The 16352-nt window shown below is 64.8% G+C and carries 16 protein-coding genes; 6 read left to right on the top strand and 10 right to left on the bottom strand.

The genetic code is table 11. The features are described 5' to 3' along the window. Positions 1 to 237: 237 nt before the first annotated feature. The 5 genes from kynU to ACFDR6_RS10250 form a co-directional block, all read right to left on the bottom strand. Positions 238 to 1440 (bottom strand): kynureninase, encoded by a 1203-nt coding sequence (gene kynU, locus ACFDR6_RS10270; RefSeq protein WP_375858193.1) that lies wholly within the window; start codon positions 1438 to 1440, stop codon positions 238 to 240. 19 nt (positions 1441 to 1459) lie between these two features. Beyond that, on the bottom strand, positions 1460 to 2299 hold the full coding sequence (gene kynA / locus ACFDR6_RS10265; protein WP_212086020.1) for a tryptophan 2,3-dioxygenase: 840 nt from the start codon (positions 2297 to 2299) through the stop codon (positions 1460 to 1462). 36 nt (positions 2300 to 2335) lie between these two features. Then, on the bottom strand, positions 2336 to 3145 hold the full coding sequence (locus ACFDR6_RS10260; RefSeq protein ID WP_375858192.1) for a hormone-sensitive lipase: 810 nt from the start codon (positions 3143 to 3145) through the stop codon (positions 2336 to 2338). Positions 3146 to 3388: 243 nt separating this feature from the next. After that, complete coding sequence (locus ACFDR6_RS10255; RefSeq protein WP_375858191.1) at positions 3389 to 4666, bottom strand: ArgE/DapE family deacylase; 1278 nt, start codon at positions 4664 to 4666, stop codon at positions 3389 to 3391. A gap of 53 nt (positions 4667 to 4719) precedes the next feature. Then, the gene (locus ACFDR6_RS10250) at positions 4720 to 5445 is read right to left on the bottom strand and encodes a pyridoxamine 5'-phosphate oxidase family protein (RefSeq protein WP_375858190.1); all 726 of its coding nucleotides are present in this window, start codon (positions 5443 to 5445) and stop codon (positions 4720 to 4722) included. 75 nt (positions 5446 to 5520) lie between these two features. On the opposite strand from ACFDR6_RS10250, the gene pdxR reads away from it, so the two are divergent. Both pdxR and ACFDR6_RS10240 read left to right on the top strand, forming a co-directional pair. After that, positions 5521 to 6993, top strand: coding sequence for a MocR-like pyridoxine biosynthesis transcription factor PdxR (pdxR, locus tag ACFDR6_RS10245; protein WP_375858189.1), 1473 nt, complete (start codon positions 5521 to 5523; stop codon positions 6991 to 6993). Between the two features lie 67 nt (positions 6994 to 7060). After that, a complete protein-coding gene (locus ACFDR6_RS10240; protein WP_375858556.1) occupies positions 7061 to 7306 on the top strand; it encodes a DUF6719 family protein in 246 nt (81 codons plus the stop codon). 12 nt (positions 7307 to 7318) lie between these two features. Here the strand turns inward: ACFDR6_RS10240 and ACFDR6_RS10235 are convergent, their stop codons facing one another. The 3 genes from ACFDR6_RS10235 to ACFDR6_RS10225 all read right to left on the bottom strand — a co-directional run bounded on the left by ACFDR6_RS10235 (position 7319) and on the right by ACFDR6_RS10225 (position 9057). Continuing rightward, the gene (locus tag ACFDR6_RS10235; RefSeq protein WP_375858188.1) at positions 7319 to 7681 is read right to left on the bottom strand and encodes a hypothetical protein; all 363 of its coding nucleotides are present in this window, start codon (positions 7679 to 7681) and stop codon (positions 7319 to 7321) included. A 34-nt stretch (positions 7682 to 7715) separates the two neighbouring features. Next, a complete protein-coding gene (locus ACFDR6_RS10230) occupies positions 7716 to 7880 on the bottom strand; it encodes a hypothetical protein (protein WP_375858187.1) in 165 nt (54 codons plus the stop codon). Positions 7881 to 8508: 628 nt separating this feature from the next. Then, positions 8509 to 9057 carry a CreA family protein gene (locus tag ACFDR6_RS10225; protein ID WP_212086051.1) on the bottom strand — a complete coding sequence of 183 codons (549 nt, stop codon included), beginning with the start codon at positions 9055 to 9057 and terminating at the stop codon, positions 8509 to 8511. Between the two features lie 208 nt (positions 9058 to 9265). Between ACFDR6_RS10225 and ACFDR6_RS10220 the strand changes: the two genes are divergently transcribed. The 4 genes from ACFDR6_RS10220 to ACFDR6_RS10205 all read left to right on the top strand — a co-directional run bounded on the left by ACFDR6_RS10220 (position 9266) and on the right by ACFDR6_RS10205 (position 13247). Beyond that, positions 9266 to 10834 (top strand): L,D-transpeptidase, encoded by a 1569-nt coding sequence (locus tag ACFDR6_RS10220; protein ID WP_375858186.1) that lies wholly within the window; start codon positions 9266 to 9268, stop codon positions 10832 to 10834. A gap of 92 nt (positions 10835 to 10926) precedes the next feature. Continuing rightward, positions 10927 to 11496, top strand: coding sequence for a glutathione peroxidase (locus tag ACFDR6_RS10215; RefSeq protein ID WP_375858185.1), 570 nt, complete (start codon positions 10927 to 10929; stop codon positions 11494 to 11496). Between the two features lie 166 nt (positions 11497 to 11662). After that, positions 11663 to 12688 (top strand): polysaccharide deacetylase family protein, encoded by a 1026-nt coding sequence (locus ACFDR6_RS10210; protein WP_212086059.1) that lies wholly within the window; start codon positions 11663 to 11665, stop codon positions 12686 to 12688. 7 nt (positions 12689 to 12695) lie between these two features. Beyond that, on the top strand, positions 12696 to 13247 hold the full coding sequence (locus ACFDR6_RS10205) for a dihydrofolate reductase (RefSeq protein WP_375858184.1): 552 nt from the start codon (positions 12696 to 12698) through the stop codon (positions 13245 to 13247). Positions 13248 to 13249: 2 nt separating this feature from the next. Here ACFDR6_RS10205 and ACFDR6_RS10200 read toward each other — a convergent pair whose 3' ends face one another. After that, positions 13250 to 13702 carry a DoxX family protein gene (locus tag ACFDR6_RS10200; protein ID WP_317239744.1) on the bottom strand — a complete coding sequence of 151 codons (453 nt, stop codon included), beginning with the start codon at positions 13700 to 13702 and terminating at the stop codon, positions 13250 to 13252. A 293-nt stretch (positions 13703 to 13995) separates the two neighbouring features. Then, positions 13996 to 16305, bottom strand: a complete 2310-nt coding sequence (locus ACFDR6_RS10195; RefSeq protein WP_212086075.1) for an NADP-dependent malic enzyme — start codon at positions 16303 to 16305, stop codon at positions 13996 to 13998. Positions 16306 to 16352 lie beyond the last annotated feature (47 nt).

Here is a 16352-nt window from a genome sequence, read left to right as displayed (position 1 = left end):
ATTGTTCCGGGCGGCAAGGCAATGACGTCTGAGGTAAAGGCCGTGCTGACATCGGCGCCACAGTGCATGGGCCCTCCCGGTTCCGTCATCCTGAGGCGCGAGCTGCGCGATGCGCACGCCGTACAGAAGGCCTCGAAGGATGAACGGCCGCGATGCAGCCGGGCCGTCGCCCGTCGAGCTCCTCAGCGGCGCATCGGCGCCACCGGGCTCACGCCTCAGGGTGACGGTGATGGATTTTCACGTCACCGCATTCACGACCTGATATTCCGGCCGTCGCCACACCTCGCCTGCGATCACCTCCTCGATGATCTCGGCGGCACGGATGATCTCGCTCTCACCGATATACAGCGGCGTGATCCCGAATCTCATGATGTCGGGCGCGCGAAAATCGCCGATGAGGCCGCGGGCGATCAGCGCCTGCATGGCGGCGTAGCCGCCGCCGAAGGCGAAGGAGACCTGCGAGCCGCGGCGATCGTGCGCGCGCGGGGTGACGAGCTCGAGTTGCGGGCAACGGCGTTCGACCTCCGCAATGAGAAGATCGCCGAGCGCCAGCGAGCGCGCACGCACCTCCGCGATGTCGACACGGTCCCAGATGTCGAGCGAGGCCTCCAGCGCCGCCATCGCCAGCACCGGCGGCGTGCCGACCCGCATTCGCTCGACGCCACCTGCGGCCGCATAGGCAAGCTCGAATGCGAAGGGTTTGGCGTGGCCCATCCACCCCGACAGCGCAGCGCGCGCGCTGTCGGCGTGTCGCGGTGCGACGTAGAGGAAGGCCGGCGAGCCCGGGCCGGCATTGATGTATTTGTAGGTGCACCCCGCAGCGAAATCGGCGCCGCTCCCGGCGAGATCGACCGGCAACGCGCCGGCCGAATGCGCGAGATCCCAGACCGTAACGATGCCGAGTGCATGCGCTTTCGCAGTCAGATGCGCCATGTCGTGGCGGCGGCCGGTGCGGTAGTCGACCTCGGTGATGTAGAGCACCGCCACCTCCTCCGACAGCGCGGATTCGATCTCCTCCGGCGCGACCAGACGCAATTCATGGCCGCGCCCGAGCGTGGCGATCAGGCCTTCGGCCATGTAGAGGTCGGTCGGGAAGTTGCCCGTGTCCGACAGGACGATCTTTCGCGACGCATTCATGTCGAGCGCGGCGGCGAGCGCCTGATAGACCTTGAGCGACAACGTGTCTCCGACCATCACCGAGCCGGCTTCCGCGCCGATCAGCCGCGCGATGCGATCGCCGACATGGCGCGGCTGGGCGTACCAGCCTGCGGTGTTCCAGGCGCGGATCAGCTCATCGCCCCACTCCGTCGTAATGACGCGGTTGACGCGCTCGGCAACGCCGGATGGCAGCGCGCCAAGCGAGTTGCCGTCGAGATAGATCACGCCATCGGGCAAGTGGAACAGAACCTTGGTGTCGTCATAGACGCGATATTTGGTCATGGATATTTCTTGGGCATTTCTACAGAATTGTCCGCACGCGCCAGAGCTCGGGGAACAGCTCCACCTCCAGCATGCGTTTGAGATAACTGACGCCGCCGGTACCGCCGGTTCCGCGCTTGAAGCCGATGACGCGCTCGACCGTCGTCACGTGATTGAAGCGCCAGCGGCGGAAGTAATCCTCGAAGTCGACCAGTTTTTCGGCGAGCTCGTAGAGCATCCAATGCTTCTCCGGTGCCTCGTAGACGACGCGCCAGGCCTGCAGAACGCCTTCGTTGAAGCTGTGGGTCTCGCGGACATCGCGCGCCAACACCGCGGCCGGCATCTCGAGTCCGTTGCGGTCGGCGAGCCGCAGCACTTCGTCATAGAGGCTGGGCGTCGCGAGCTCGGCTTCGAGCAGCTTCGTCGTCTCCACATCGTGCGCGTGCGGCTTGAGCATGGCGCTGTTGCGGTTGCCGAGCAGGAATTCGATCAGCCGGTATTGCCGCGACTGAAAGCCCGAGGATTGTCCGAGCTGCGAGCGGAAGCGCGTATACTCGCTCGGCGTCATCGTGCGCAGCACGTCCCAGGCATTGTTGAGCTGCTCGAAGATCCGCGACATCCGCGCCAGCATCTTCATGGCAGGCTGCACCTCGTCGCTGGCGATGGCGCGGCGCGCGGCGCTGAGCTCGTGGATGGCAAGGCGCATCCACAGCTCCGTGGTCTGATGCTGGATGATGAACAGCATCTCGTCATGCGCTTCGGAGAGCGGATGCTGCGCGCCGAGGATCGCATCCAGCGCCAAATAGTCGCCATAGGACATGCGCCGGGCGAAATCGGTCTCGGCGCCTTCGCTCGTGGGATCGTAATCGCTGGACGTCATGGGCAGGCCCTTTCGAATGATCGTCCCCGGCGTTGCTCAGTCGAGGCCGATCAGGCGCGCGGTGATCGGCGACGACGGATCCTTCAGTCCGTCGATCACGGTAAAATGGTTCAGCCCGGGATCGACGACGAGGCCGGTCGGCACGTCGAATCCGATCCAGATATTTGCCATCAGATCGGACTGGCGGATGAATTCGGGCCGCTCGCCGCCACCGACCCAGGCGGTGACAGGCGAATGCCCGCGCGGCAGATGCAGCGCGGCGCTTTCCAGCGTCGCCTCCTCCATCGTCATGCCGAGCGTCTCGTTCATCTTCGTCTTGAGCAGCGGACGAAGGTCGTGCAGGCCGCTGATCGAGAGCGTGCCTGCGATACGGTTGAAGACGGCAGGCTCGAGCCGGCTGTCGTCACACAGCATGCGCGTGACGAGGTGGCCGCCGGCGGAATGGCCGGCGAGCCGGATCGGCCCTGCGACGAGCGAAGCCGCCTTGCCGATCGCGCCAGTGATCTCGGCGGTGATGTCGCAGATGCTCGCAGCCGGCGTCAACGTGTAACTCGGCAACGCCACCGTCCAGCCGTGTTGGCGCGCACCTTCGGCAAGATCGGTCCATGTCGACTTGTCGAACCGCATCCAATAGCCGCCATGCACGAAGACGACGAGACCCTTGCTGTCACCGTCAGGCAGGATCAGGTCGAGGCGCTGGCGTTCGCCCGGGCCATAGGCGATGTCGGCACGAAAATCCTTCAGCCCGGCACGATAGGCCGCGGCTCGCTCCGTCCACAGTCCTGGCATCTTGTCCGAGCCCGGGATGTGGGCCGAATTGGCATAAGCATCATCCCAATCGCGCATTGTGACTCCACTCGTCCACCGAACCGGCCGCCAGTCTGCCACCGGCGCGGGCGGCATCCTAGTCTTTATTTTAAGCTTAAAGGATTTGGAGAGGCCGATGATTTGCGCACCGGGCGCTTCGGCCGAGGTGCCGCAGGGTGGGCAAAACGGAGCGTGCCCACGCATTTGGCCATGGCGGAGAAAATGGGTGGGCGTGTTGCTTCGCGCCTTTGCCCACCCTGGGGCACCGCGAGATCTTGCTCGCTACGCCTTCTCCACGCCGCACCACTCCGCGATGAACAGCGCCATCGCCTTGGTCGTCTTCTTGAGCGACTCCAGCTCGACGAATTCGTTGAAGCCGTGCATTTCGCCGCCGCTGGCGCCGAAGCACAAGCTTGGGATGCCCTCGTTGAGGCCGTAGAAACGGGTGTCGGTGAGCGCGGTGAAGACGAGATCCTCCGGCACGCCGCCGTAGACCTTGCCGAACGCGCTGGCGAACGCGGCCTCCGGCGCGGCAGCGTCGGTCAGCTCATAGCCTTCCGACAGGAAGCCCGACCACACGATCTCAGGTGGATTGTTGGCGAGGAAACGGTGGTTGCGCGCCGCAGCGGCGACGCAGGCCGTGATTTCCTTCTGGTGATCGGCGATCGACCATCCCGGTAGCACCGCGATCCGGCAATCGACGTCGCACCAGGCCGGCACGCTGGAAGCCCAGTCGCCACCCTTGATGATGCCGGGGTTAAAGTTGATCGGATGGTTCAATGTCTTGAAGTGCCGATCGGCTTTCGCACGCTCGTTCCATTCGATCTCGAGTTTTTGCAGCGCCTGGATCAAATGGTACGCCGCCATGATCGCATTCGCCCCGGAGCCGGCGAAGGCCACGTGAGTCGGATGGCCCTTCACGCGCAGGCGGAACCAGATCACGCCGACCTGCGAGCGCACCATCTTGCCGCCGGTCGGCTCCGGAATGAAGCAGGCCTCGGCACGGTAGCCGCGCTGCAGCGTCGAAAGCGCACCGACGCCGGTGCTCTCTTCCTCGATCACGGATTGAAAATGGATCCGCGCCGTCGGCTTGAAGCCCGCAGCCTTGATTGCGTCCAGCGCATAGAGCGCGCCGATGGTCCCCGACTTCATGTCGCACGCGCCGCGGCCGAACATCTTGCCGTCCTTGACGACGGGCGAAAACGGCGGCGTGTCCCATAATTCCAGCGGCCCGGCCGGCACTACATCGCAGTGCCCCTGGAGGATCAGCGATTTGCCGCCGTTCGTTTGCGGGCGGTAGGTCCCCACCACCGAGCGCGCCCTGGAGAAATCATGCTCGATCGGGCCGAAGCCGCGCAGATCCTTGAGGTCGTCGACGTTGATGTGCCAATCGTCGACCTCATAGCCACGCTCGCGCAGGAGGTCGCCTATCATGTCCTGGCACGGCCCCTCCGCCCCTCGTGTCGAAGGGATCGCGACGAAATCGCGTGTGGTGGCAAGCTGGGCTTCGAAGCCGACGTCGACGGCGTCGAGAATCCTCTGCTGCATTTCGGCATTCATCAGGCAACTCCAGGCATTCCAATGGTCCCAAGGAGTGCGCAAACTAGCCGATTTCAGCCGTTCGGGTACTCCACAAAATAAGCATCCCGCAATGCATCTTCGAGCAGCCGGCCCTCGGAATAGCCACTCAATGTCGCCGGGCGCGTGACGTCGTCGAGCAGGCGCGGGCACGGTTCCGGCGTGCCGATCACGGTGCGCACCGGGATGCGTTCGGCATAGATCGGCAAGGCATAGTCCTCGTCGTCGTCAGCGACGCCCTTGGCGCGGATCTTGGCCGAGGCTTCCTCGATCTCCATGGCAATGAAGGACGTCGCCTTGATCTCCTGCGTGGTACTCGCCCTGAGGCCGGCGGTGCGGTCCGGGAAGAAGCGGTCGACCATCGCGATGACCGCGCGTTCCTTCTCCGCGGGATCGGTGACGAGATAGGCGGTGCCGAACGCCATCACCGCCCGGTAGTCGGCGGAGTGGTTGAATCCGCAGCGCGCCAGCACGAGGCTGTCGAGATGGGCGACCGTGAGACACACGCGCTCGCCTTTGGTCTGATTGCGGAGCATCCGGCTGGCGCTCGAGCCGTGCCAGTACAGCTTCGTGCCCTCGCGCCAGAAGAAGGTCGGCGTGCAATAGGGCTGGCCGTCAATGGCGTAGGAGACGTGGCAGAGCATCGAGGAATCCAGGATGCGATGGACGGTTTCGTGATCATAGAAGCCGCGGTCGTGACGGCGCTTCACCTGGTTGCGCGCCGATGTCGGATAGGAATTCGGGGTCTCGGTCTGGCTCACGACGGCTCCTGCTCGGATTGAAAGACTCTGGGAGCAGTTGTAGCGGAGCATTTGGTCTGCGATAGTTCCAATTCCATGCAAAAAATTCCGACCAATTCGCTCCCCTCTCCGGCCAGGACCGAGCTGCCGCTCGACCTCGCCGGCCCGCACGTCACGCCGGGCGCCTCCGCCGCGCACCGGCTCTATCAGGCGCTGTGCGAGATGATCGTCTCCGGCCTCGTCAAGCCCGGCGAGGCGCTGCCGCCGTCACGCACGCTGGCCAGGCAGACCGGCTTTCGGCGCAATGCCGTCGTCGCCGCCTATGAGCGCCTGATCGCCGATGGCTTTGCCGAGGCCACCGTTGGCTCCGGAACGTTCGTCGCCGCGCGCATCCCCGCGCGTGCGGCCGAGCCGACCAGGCCGAGGGCGGCTGTCGCAACGCCCGGGCAAGGCGCGTTCGCACTCGGCTGCACGCATGTCGACGAACGCGCGGTGCAGCGCTTCCGCGCCTTCGTCGGTCGCCGCATGCGCGCCTTCGGCGCCGAGCACCTTCACTATGGCGATCCACGCGGCAGCCGTGAGCTGCGCGAGGCAATCGCCGATCATTTGTTGTCGGCGCGCGGGCTGCGCTGCGATCCCGACCAGATCATGCTGACGTCGGGCACCCTGCACGCCCTGCGCATCGTGCTGAGCGCGATCCTCAAAGCGGGCGACCAGGTCTGGTGCGAGGACCCCGGCTATCCCGCCGCGCGCAACACTGTCGCGCATTGCGGCTATCGCGCCGTGCCCATTCCCGTCGATGTGCACGGCATGCGCGTCGCCAAGGGCCGCGCCGCAGCGCCGTCGGCGCGAGCAGCCTATGTCACGCCGTCGCACCAGTTTCCGCTGGGCGTGCAGATGTCGATGCCGCGGCGGCTCGAGCTGCTGGACTGGGCCAGGCAAGCCGGTGCTTTCGTGCTGGAGGACGACTACGACAGCGAGTTTCGCTACGACGGCGCACCGCTGATGTCGCTCGCCGGCATTGATCGTCTCCAGCGCGTGATCTACCTGGGCACCTTTGCCAAGACGCTGTTTCCAGGTCTGCGCATCGGTTATTGCGCTCTGCCCGAACGCCTGATCACGGACGTAACGGCCGCGCGCGCGGCGCTCGACCGCTTCCCCGGAACGCTGATGGAAGGCGCGGTGGCCGACATGCTCAATTCGGGCGCGTTCGCCGCAAACCTCAAGCGCGTCCGCAAGCTCTACCGAGAGGCGCGGGACGTGCTGGCCGAAACACTGGAAGCCGCATCCGATGGCGCGCTATCGGTGCCGGTGCCGTCACAAGGCCTGCATCTGGTCGCCCGGTTCGATCCCTCGGTCGACCTGTCGGTGGCCGCGCGGGCAAAGCAGGCCGCCGGCGCGGAAGGCTGGCTGTTGGCGGATACCTATTCGCGCGCGCGCCCTCTGCCAGGCTTCGTGCTGGGATTTTCAGGGCATGCAGTTCCACAGCTCGTGGCATCTGCCGAACGGCTCGCGCGGGAATCAGGGTCGGCCCTGCGCGCGAAAAGCAGGTCGGTTCGGCCGGCATAACCAAGCTTCACTATCAGAATCGCTGACCGCTCCCTACATTGCCTCGCAGCTTTCGGGAGCCTTCATGATGTCACTCCGCCGCGCGACCTGCCTCTCGCTCCTGGTTTCCCTCGCGCTCGCCTCGACGGCGCGCGCCGCCACCATCGGGCGTGAGCAGGACATCGTGGATCTGAAGCTCGGCCAGCGCGTGCTGGTGGATGACGGAACCTGTCCCGCGGGACAAGTCAGGGAAGTGCGCGGCGCAAGGATGACCGACAAGGGCGTCTCGCGCACGAGCTCCTGCGTGCCGCGGCACGGGCCGAAAATAAAATGATGGCCTGAGAAGCTACTTCGCTGGATCGAACATGCACTGCAAGGTCGGCTTGGCGATCTTCGTGAAGGTCGGGCCAATCTCGCCCTGCTTTGAGACCGGAACCCAGTCGGTTTCGATGGTGGGCACACCGGTCTCGCTGATGCCACGCAACAGCGCTTCGCGCAGGTCGCGGTCCTCGACGGCGGCCGCGGCGTGATCGTGCAAGCAGCCGCAGACTTGCTCCGGGTGCTCCCAGCGCCCGGTCATGTGCGGCGCGCACTGGCGCACGAATTCGCTGCGGGGATCCGGCAACCTCGTGGGCGCGCGCACCTGCGCCTGAGCGGCAGTGATCGCGAGAACAGAGACGAATACAGCGGCGCAAAATCGGACGATCATGAAGGCCTTTATCGGCTGAATCTCTTGTTGTCGATCAGAAGCGCGCTGCAACCACGATCGGCTGCGACGTCGCGGTGATGACCGGCGAGCCGCTGTACTGGAAGGTGCCGACGCCGGGCAGATTGCCGTCCGGCGAGCCCGCGAACGAGGAACCCGCAACCACGAAAGCGAAAGCAAGGATGAAGCTGAGCGTGCGCATGGTCTTGTCTCCGAATTCCGTGGCCGGCGGTGCGCCGTTCGTCGTTGTGAAGCTGATAACCATGGGCGGTTTCGCCCGTGATGCGCCAAACGCGCAAAATGGTTTCATCTTGCGTGAGAATTGTTTCGTCCGGTCCTAGCCGACGACACAATTCTCCGAAAATACCAATCATTTCAGGAAGGTCTCGCCGGAGATCAAGGTGGCCTGCCAAGTTCCGGCACCGGTACGCGAACACACCCGACGCAGCCGCCGTCATGCTCCCGCCTCACGCGCTTCACACGCATTTTACGTTTTTCTGCTGAAGAGGCTGGCAAACGAAGGCTGGGTCTTATCGAACCGGGGGCGCGTTCGCTGCGACCCAAGCCATCGAAACCTGGACGCCCGGAGCACCGGGCGCGTTGACTTGAGGATGGCCATTATGGTGGCGCAAGATCGCGCAACGCCGCGCGAGGCGGACCAACGGACGGAGAGCGGAGATCGACGACCCAGTCGCGTCGCCTCAGCCGGCGCGATGTCGCTGCAATCTGGCCGCGGCTTTGAGGCCGCGCCACAGGCATTCGTGCGGCTGACCGGCTCGCATCTCGTCAAACCCTAGGCCAGCCGCGCCTCTATCACTGGCGAAAGCGCGTCAGTGCGTGAAGAACTCGCCGCACTTCTGGACGTTTGCGTCCGCCGGTCCCCACGGCATGATCGGCACGGTCGAGGTCGAGTTCTTCGGCGAGCCTTCGATCAGCCTGTCCGAATAGACCATGTAGACCAGCACGTTGCGCTTGGCGTCGCAGCCGCGGACAATCTGCATCTTCTTGAAGAACAGCGAACGGCGCTGACGGAACATGTCGTCGCCCTGCTCCATCTTGTTCTTGAACTTGATCGGGCCGACCTGGCGGCAGGCCAGTGAGATGTCCGAGACCTCCTCGGCAAGGCCCAGCCAACCCTTGAAGCCTCCCTTCTCCGGCACCGTGAAATGACAGGCGACGCCCTCGACTTCGGGATCGTCGAGACCATAGGTCGCAAGCTTGTCGTTCGGGCTCATCCATTTGAAAACGGTGGAGCGGCGGAAGATCAGATCGGGCTCGTCGGCAGCTTGGACGGACGCCGCCGGCACAGCCAAGGCCAGGAGGAATAAGGCAAGCCCTTTCAAGCGGATGCCGGCAAGACCAGGGAAACGAGATGACATGAAGTTCTCCGGTAACAAGTCCGTGCAATGTAGGAACGCGTCCGCCCGACAGGAAGACGACAGGCAGCCGGCGGTGGCCGCTGTTTACCGCTCTGTGAGGCTTTTTTGCTACGTCTTGAACAAAAGTAGCTGACGGCAGAACCGCGCTGCTGGTGAACGCGTATCCCCTTTGCGAGACTAACGTCTGATTTGGATTATGGATTCGAGGATGTTCAGCGTGAACGGGTCGGGTTTTTCTGCCAAGCCGGCGCGGCTTTGGCAGGTCGCCATCTTGACGGCGGCGGGTGCAATCGGCGCGACCAGCCAGGCAGACGCGGCCTATTATTATTGGACGGATTATTCCGACGGATCCTATTACGCCCGGCAGAGCCGGCATCCCGAGATACAGCGCCAGAAGCCCCAGAAGCGTGGCGCGGCCGGCAAGAAAGACGCTGTCGCCGAGAAGGAAGCCGGCACCAAGCCACAAGGGCCATTGGTCATCGTCGTCTCGATCGACCGACAGAAGGTGACGGTCTACGACACCAAAGGCCTGTTTGCGGAATCTCCGGTGTCGACAGGCATGAAGGGCCATTCGACGCCGATGGGTGTGTTCAGCGTCATCCAGAAGCACAAATTCCACCGCTCCAACATCTATAGCGGCGCGCCGATGCCGTACATGCAACGGATCACCTGGTCCGGGGTCGCCATGCATGCCGGCGCGTTGCCAGGCTATCCGGCCTCGCATGGCTGCATCCGCATGCCGATGGCGTTCGCGATGAAGATGTGGAATTGGACCAGGATGGGCGCGCGCGTCATCGTCGCACCCGGCGAGGTGACGCCGCACAGCTTCTCCCATCCCCTGCTCGCCTCCGTGCGCGTGCCGCCGCAGCCTGTCGCCAACCTAGAGCCGCAGACCAATGTGGGCGACAAGGCAGACAAGGGCGCCGCGCAAACCAAAGCCACCGAGATCAAGCCTGTCGAAACCAAGACCGCCAGCGCCGACAGCGTGGTCGAGCTACGCACCTCCGTCGGCCATGCCGTGATGTCGGATGTGACCACGGGGAATGCGGCCGCCCACGAGGAAGCCGCCGACAAGGTCAGGACGGCTGAGGCAACCGACGCGACCAAGCCGCAGTCGGCAGATGCCGCCAAGCCGGCCAACGAGGACAAGCCCGCCGACAAGGCCGAGCCGATCAGGACGGAAGCGGCGGGCTCCGCGAAGACGCCAGATGTACCGGCACCTGCGCTCGCCGCCCCGCCCGATGCGAAGAAGGACGAGAGCCGCATGGCCGAGCCGGCGCCGGCCGCGAAGCCGGAGGCACCCAAGCGGGCCGGCCAGATCGCCGTCTTCATCAGCCGCAAGGATTCCAAGCTCTACGTGCGGCAGAATTTTGCGCCGCTGTTCGAGGTGCCGGTCACGATCGCCCCAAGCGACCGGCCGCTCGGCACGCATATCTTCACCGCTGAACTCGACAAGATCGATACCAATGCGCTGCGTTGGTCGGTGGTGTCTCTGCCCGTCTCCGCCCGTTCCGCGGCACGCGAGGACGATGGCCGCCTCACGCGCGGCCAGCGCGGCGCTGCCGTGATCCCCGTCGCCGCCAAGCCCGTGACTGCCAAGCCGGTGGTCACGCCGGACAGCCCGGCTGCAGCCCTCGACCGCATCTCGATCCCCGCCGACACCATGGCGAAGATCAACGAGATGCTGACCACTGGCGGCTCGATCATCATCTCCGACCAGGGCATCAACCAGGGCGAGACCGGCGAAGGCACCGACTTCATAGTGCGCCTCTATTAGGCCCGCTCGCCCCGCCAGATAACGCGGTGTTGACGAGGTGGATCGCACTGGCGGAGTAACATGTGCTCCGGATCATTTCGGGGGACGCCGTCATGATGAATCGCAGGACCATGCTCACCATGGCGCTTGCCGGCACGCTGGTGCCGGTCACGCGTGCTTTCGCCGAGGGTGGCATGAGCCGGATCTCGGCCTATGCCTTCTCATTCCCCGCTTTGTCGGGCGACGACATCCGTCTGGCCGCTTTCACCGGCAAACCGCTGCTGGTGGTCAACACCGCCTCGCTTTGTGGCTACACGCCGCAATATGCCGGATTGCAGGAGGTCTGGACCGAGTTTCGCGCCCGCGGGCTCACCGTGATCGGCGTGCCGTCGAATGATTTCGGCGGTCAGGAGCCCGGCGGCAGCAGCGAGATCACTCAGACCGCGCACCACCAATATGGTGTTACCTTCCCGGTCGCGGCGAAAGCCGTCGTGGTCGGAGCGAAGGCGCATCCATTCTACAAATGGGCCGCCGAGGCGCGACCAAGGGAAGTTCCGCGCTGGAACTTCCACAAATACCTGATCGGCCGCGACGGTTACATCGCCGACGTCTTTCCGTCCGCGGTCGAACCGGCCGACACGCGGATCAAGACTGCCGTTGCCAAGGCGCTGGCAGACAGTTGACGCTGACGCCGCCCAATCCGGTTGGGCACAATTGGGGCGGGATGCCAAACAGCCGTTGCAATGGCGATGGCCCACCATCTAGGCTAGGATCGTTTGGGCAGGATGGGTTCTTGCCGGAGGCGAAAAGCCACGGCAGAACAATGGGATCAATCTCGAGGACAACACCATGCGCGTGGCGGCAGGACTGATTTTGGCGAGCGCGGTATCTCTGGCGATGTCCGGCGCAGCATGGTCACAGACTCCGGCGGCAAAGCCCGCAGCGGCGACGCAAGCCGCACCCGCGCCAGCACCAGCTGCGGCGACGCCCGCCCCGGTTCCGGCCGCCGCTCCCGCCGCAGCCGCCGCACCAGCCGGCTTCGTCAATCCGCCTCCGCCCAAGCAAGCGCCGCAGCCGGCCCGCGCAGCCTGCAACACGCCAGGCGCGCTCGGTGTCGCCCGCACCGTCGAGATCGACACCACGGGTGGTCCCGGCTTTGGCTTCGAGCATTTCAAGGAGCTCGACTTCCTGCGCGACAAGGAGGTGGTCCTGACCTTCGACGACGGTCCCTGGCCCCGCAACACGCCCGCAGTGCTCAAGGCACTTGCGGACGAATGTACCACCGGCATCTTCTTCATCATCGGCAAGCACGCGACTTACGAGCCGGAGATCCTGAAGCAGGTCTACGCGGCCGGCCATACGGTCGGCGCCCACACTTGGTCGCACGCCAACCTCAACAACAAGAAGTTCACCGAGGCGCAGCGCAAGGAAGAGATCGAGAAGGGCTTTGCGGCAGTGAAGTGGGCGCTCGGCGGTGTCTCGCCGGCACCGTTCTTCCGCTTCCCCGCCCTCCAGCATCCGCCGGAGATGGTCACCTATCTCGGCAACCGCAACGTCGGGATCTTCTCCTGCGACATCGACTCCTTCGACTTCAAGGCCTCAAAACCCGAGAAGATCGTCGAGACCGTGATGAAGAAGCTCGACACCAAGGGCAAGGGTATCGTCCTGATGCACGACTTCCAGAAGCACACTGCGGAAGCCCTGCCCGAGCTGCTCAAGCGCCTGAAGGCCGGCGGCTACAAGGTGGTGGCGATGCGCGCGAAGTTTCCCGCCTCGACCCTGCCTGAGTACGACCAGGAGCTGGTCAAGGACCTCAAGCTGCCGACTGTGAGTCAGCGCCCGGTCAATTCCGTGGTGACGACCGTTTCCGAATAGACGGCCATTGTCTTTCCGCATCGAAGGCTACGTCATCGTCTCAGCGGACGGCATGCTCGCCGACGCCGGGCACGTCATGCCCGACAGGCTGAAGTTCGACGGTGACAAGCTGTTCTTCGAGCAGGCGCTCGATCGCGCCACGCTGATCGTGCATGGCCGCAACTCGCATGAGCAGCAGCCGAACTCGCCGAAGCGCAAGCGGCTGATCCTGACGCGCAAGATCAAAGCGCTCACCGTCGATCCAGAGATGCCGAACGCGACACTGTGGAATCCGGAACACGCCAGCTTCGAGGACGCCTGCGCCTTTGCCGATGTCGCCTCCGGCATGGTCGCCATCATCGGCGGCCCCGTTGTGTTCGACATATTCATGGACCGTTACGACACGTTCTGGCTGTCGGAGGCCCCACATGTCCGCCTGCCCGGCGGCGAAGGCTGTTTCGTCGGCGTGCCCCAGCAGACTCCGCACGAGGTGCTGGCTTCACACGGGATGAAGCCGGATGCGCCCTACGTGCTCGACGCGGCGCATGACGTCACCGTCACGCCGTGGCGCAGGGCGTAGCGCTACACGTCCCCGTATGCCGCCTCGGCCGGACGCGTGGTGCGCCCATACCCCATGATCATGAACAATGCGCCGATGATCGACAGGTTCTTGAGCGCATCGACCAGCATCTTCGCGTTGTCGGGCGCCGCCATATTCCAGAAGTCGTAGAACAACACGGTCGCGACCGCGACATAGATGATCATCAACAGCGCGAAAAAACGCGCGCCGAAATTCAGCGCGATCATCAAGCCAGCGATGATCTCGAGCCCGCCGACGGCAATCGCCAGCAGTTGCGGCGTGGTCATCGCGGTCGCGGCCTCGACCTGCTGGGCGTAAGGCGCGATCGCCTCGGGCACCACGACCTTGGTGGCGATGAAGTCGGCCGTCGCCTGGATGGCAAAGAGCTTGGTAGCGCCCGTGTAGATGAACAGCACGGCGAACAGGATTCGCCCGAAAGTCACGAACGCTGGCATGATCGGCCTCTTGGCAAGCTCGGAGCGTGGGGATGCTCGGCGCGATTATGAAGAGTCGCGCTCCGGTTTACAAACGGGGAAATGCAAACTGAAAGGAATTCAAGACACGTCCCACGTGGAACGCCCCCCTTTCCCCCTTGTGGAAGAAGGTGGCGCGAAGCGCCGGATGAGGGGTATCCATCCGCCAATCCAATTGTGAGAGGTGCTCGCGGAGAGAGACCCCTCACCCGTCTCGCCGCTTCGCGGCGAGCCACCCTCTCCCACAAGGGAAGAGGGCGAGCGCGACACCGCCCCTATGTAAACAACGTCGGCTGCTGCCGCGCCGCGCGCTCCTGCGCTTCCACCACGGCGACAGCCGTCATGTTGAGGATGCCGCGCGCCGTCACCGACGGCGTCAGGATATGCGCCGGGCGCGCAGGGCCGATGAGGATCGGGCCGACGGGAAGCGCGTCCGCCAACGACTTGATCATCTGATAGGCGACGTTGGCGGTGTCGAGCGTCGGCATGAGCAGGATGTTGGCCTCGCCCTCCAGCTGGGAGTGCGGCAGCACCATTTTTCGCGCAGCAGCGGAGAGCGCGGTGTCGCCCTGCATCTCGCCGTCCGCCTCGATCTCCGGATGCTTGTCCTTCAACAACTGCGTCGCTCGCCGCATCTTGAGCGAGGATTCGGTGTCGTAGCTGCCGAAATCCGAGTGCGAGACGAAGGCGATCTTCGGCTTGATGTTGAAGCGCTGGACGTGGACCGCGGCGAGCGATGCGATCTCGGCGAGTTCCTCCGCGCTCGGATTGGGCCGAACCTGGGTGTCGGCGATGAAGAAGGCGCCCTTGCTGGTGATCAGCAGGGCCAGCGCCGCGTAATCGCTGATTCCCGGCGAGAAGCCGACGATCTCGCGCACATGGCGCAGATGGCTCATGTAGCGGCCCTCGACGCCGCAGAGCATGGCGTCCGCCTCGCCGCGCGTGACACCGAGCGCGGCGATCACCGTGTTGTTGGTGCGCACCACGGTGCGCGCCGCATCCGGCGTCACGCCGCGGCGGCCGGCGACCTCGACATAGGACTGCACGTAGGAGCGGTAGCGCGGATCATCCTCGGGATTGACGAGGTCGAAATCCTTGCCGGCCCGGATCGAGAGGCCGAAACGCTTGATGCGCGCCTCGACCACCGAAGGACGGCCGACCAGGATCGGCCGCGCCAGCTTCTCCTCCAGCACCACTTGCGTGGCGCGCAGCACGCGCTCGTCCTCGCCTTCGGCGTAGATCACGCGCACCGGCTGGGTCTTGGCCTTGGCGAACATCGGCTTCATGACGAGGCCGGAACGGAAGGCGAAGCGCTCGAGCAGCGCGGTGTACTCGTCGAAATTGGTGATGGGCCGCGTCGCGACGCCGGATTCCATCGCCGCCTTCGCCACGGCAGGCGCGATGCGCAGGATCAGGCGCGGATCGAACGGGCTCGGGATCAGCGAGCCCGGACCGAAGCCTTGCGTCTCGCCGGTGTCGAAACCTTGTGCGACGGCATCCGACGGCGCCTCGCGCGCGAGCTGGGCGATGGCCTCGACGGCGGCGTGCTTCATCTCCTCGTTGATGGCGCTGGCGCCGACGTCGAGCGCACCGCGGAAGATGAAGGGAAAGCACAGGACGTTGTTGACCTGGTTCGGGTAATCGGAGCGCCCAGTGCAGATCATGGCGTCGGGGCGCACCTTGCGCGCTTCCTCCGGCATGATCTCGGGGGTCGGGTTCGCGAGCGCCATGATCAAGGGCTTGTCACCCATCGCCTTGGCCATCTCCGGCTTGAGAACGCCCGGCGCCGAGAGGCCGATGAAAATGTCGGCGCCGCCGATGACATCGCCGAGCGTACGCTTGTCGGTCTTCTGCGCATAGACCGCCTTCCAGCGGTCCATCGAGGTGTTGCGGCCCTCGTGCACGAGCCCATCGATATCACAGACCCAGATGTTCTTGCGCTGCGCGCCCATCGACACCAGGAGATTGAGCGTCGCGATCGCGGCGGCCCCAGCCCCCGACGCCACGATCTTGACGTCCGACAGCTTCTTGCCGTTCAGCCTGAGACCATTGGTGATGGCGGCGGCGACGATGATCGCGGTGCCGTGCTGGTCGTCGTGGAAGACCGGGATCTTCATGCGCTCCTTCAAGCGCGTCTCGATCTCGAAGCACTCCGGTCCGCGGATGTCCTCCAGATTGATGCCGCCGAAAGTCGGCTCGAGCGCCGCCACGGTCTCGACCACGCGGTCGATCGTGTCGGCGGCGATCTCGATGTCGAACACGTCGATGCCGGCGAACTTCTTGAACAGGACGGCCTTGCCCTCCATCACCGGCTTCGAAGCCAACGGGCCGATATTGCCAAGGCCGAGCACGGCGGTACCGTTGGAGACCACGGCCACCAGATTGGCGCGGGTGGTCAGGGTGGCGGCTTCCGCCGGGTTCTTGGCGATCTCGGTGCAGGCGGCGGCGACACCCGGAGAATAGGCCAGCGCGAGGTCGCGCTGGTTGGCAAGCGGCTTGCTCGCCTGGATCTCGAGCTTTCCGGGGCGCGGCAGACGGTGATAGGCAAGCGCCGCCTGGTGGAGATCATCAGAATAGGACGACATGCGGTGTCTCGCCTCGCGTTACCCTCAAAATGCACGATCCAGAGCGG

It is taken from the genome of Bradyrhizobium tunisiense (genome assembly GCF_042263385.1).
Taxonomy (GTDB): Bacteria; Pseudomonadota; Alphaproteobacteria; order Rhizobiales; family Xanthobacteraceae; genus Bradyrhizobium; species Bradyrhizobium tunisiense.
This window is presented reverse-complemented; position numbering and strand designations above follow the sequence as displayed.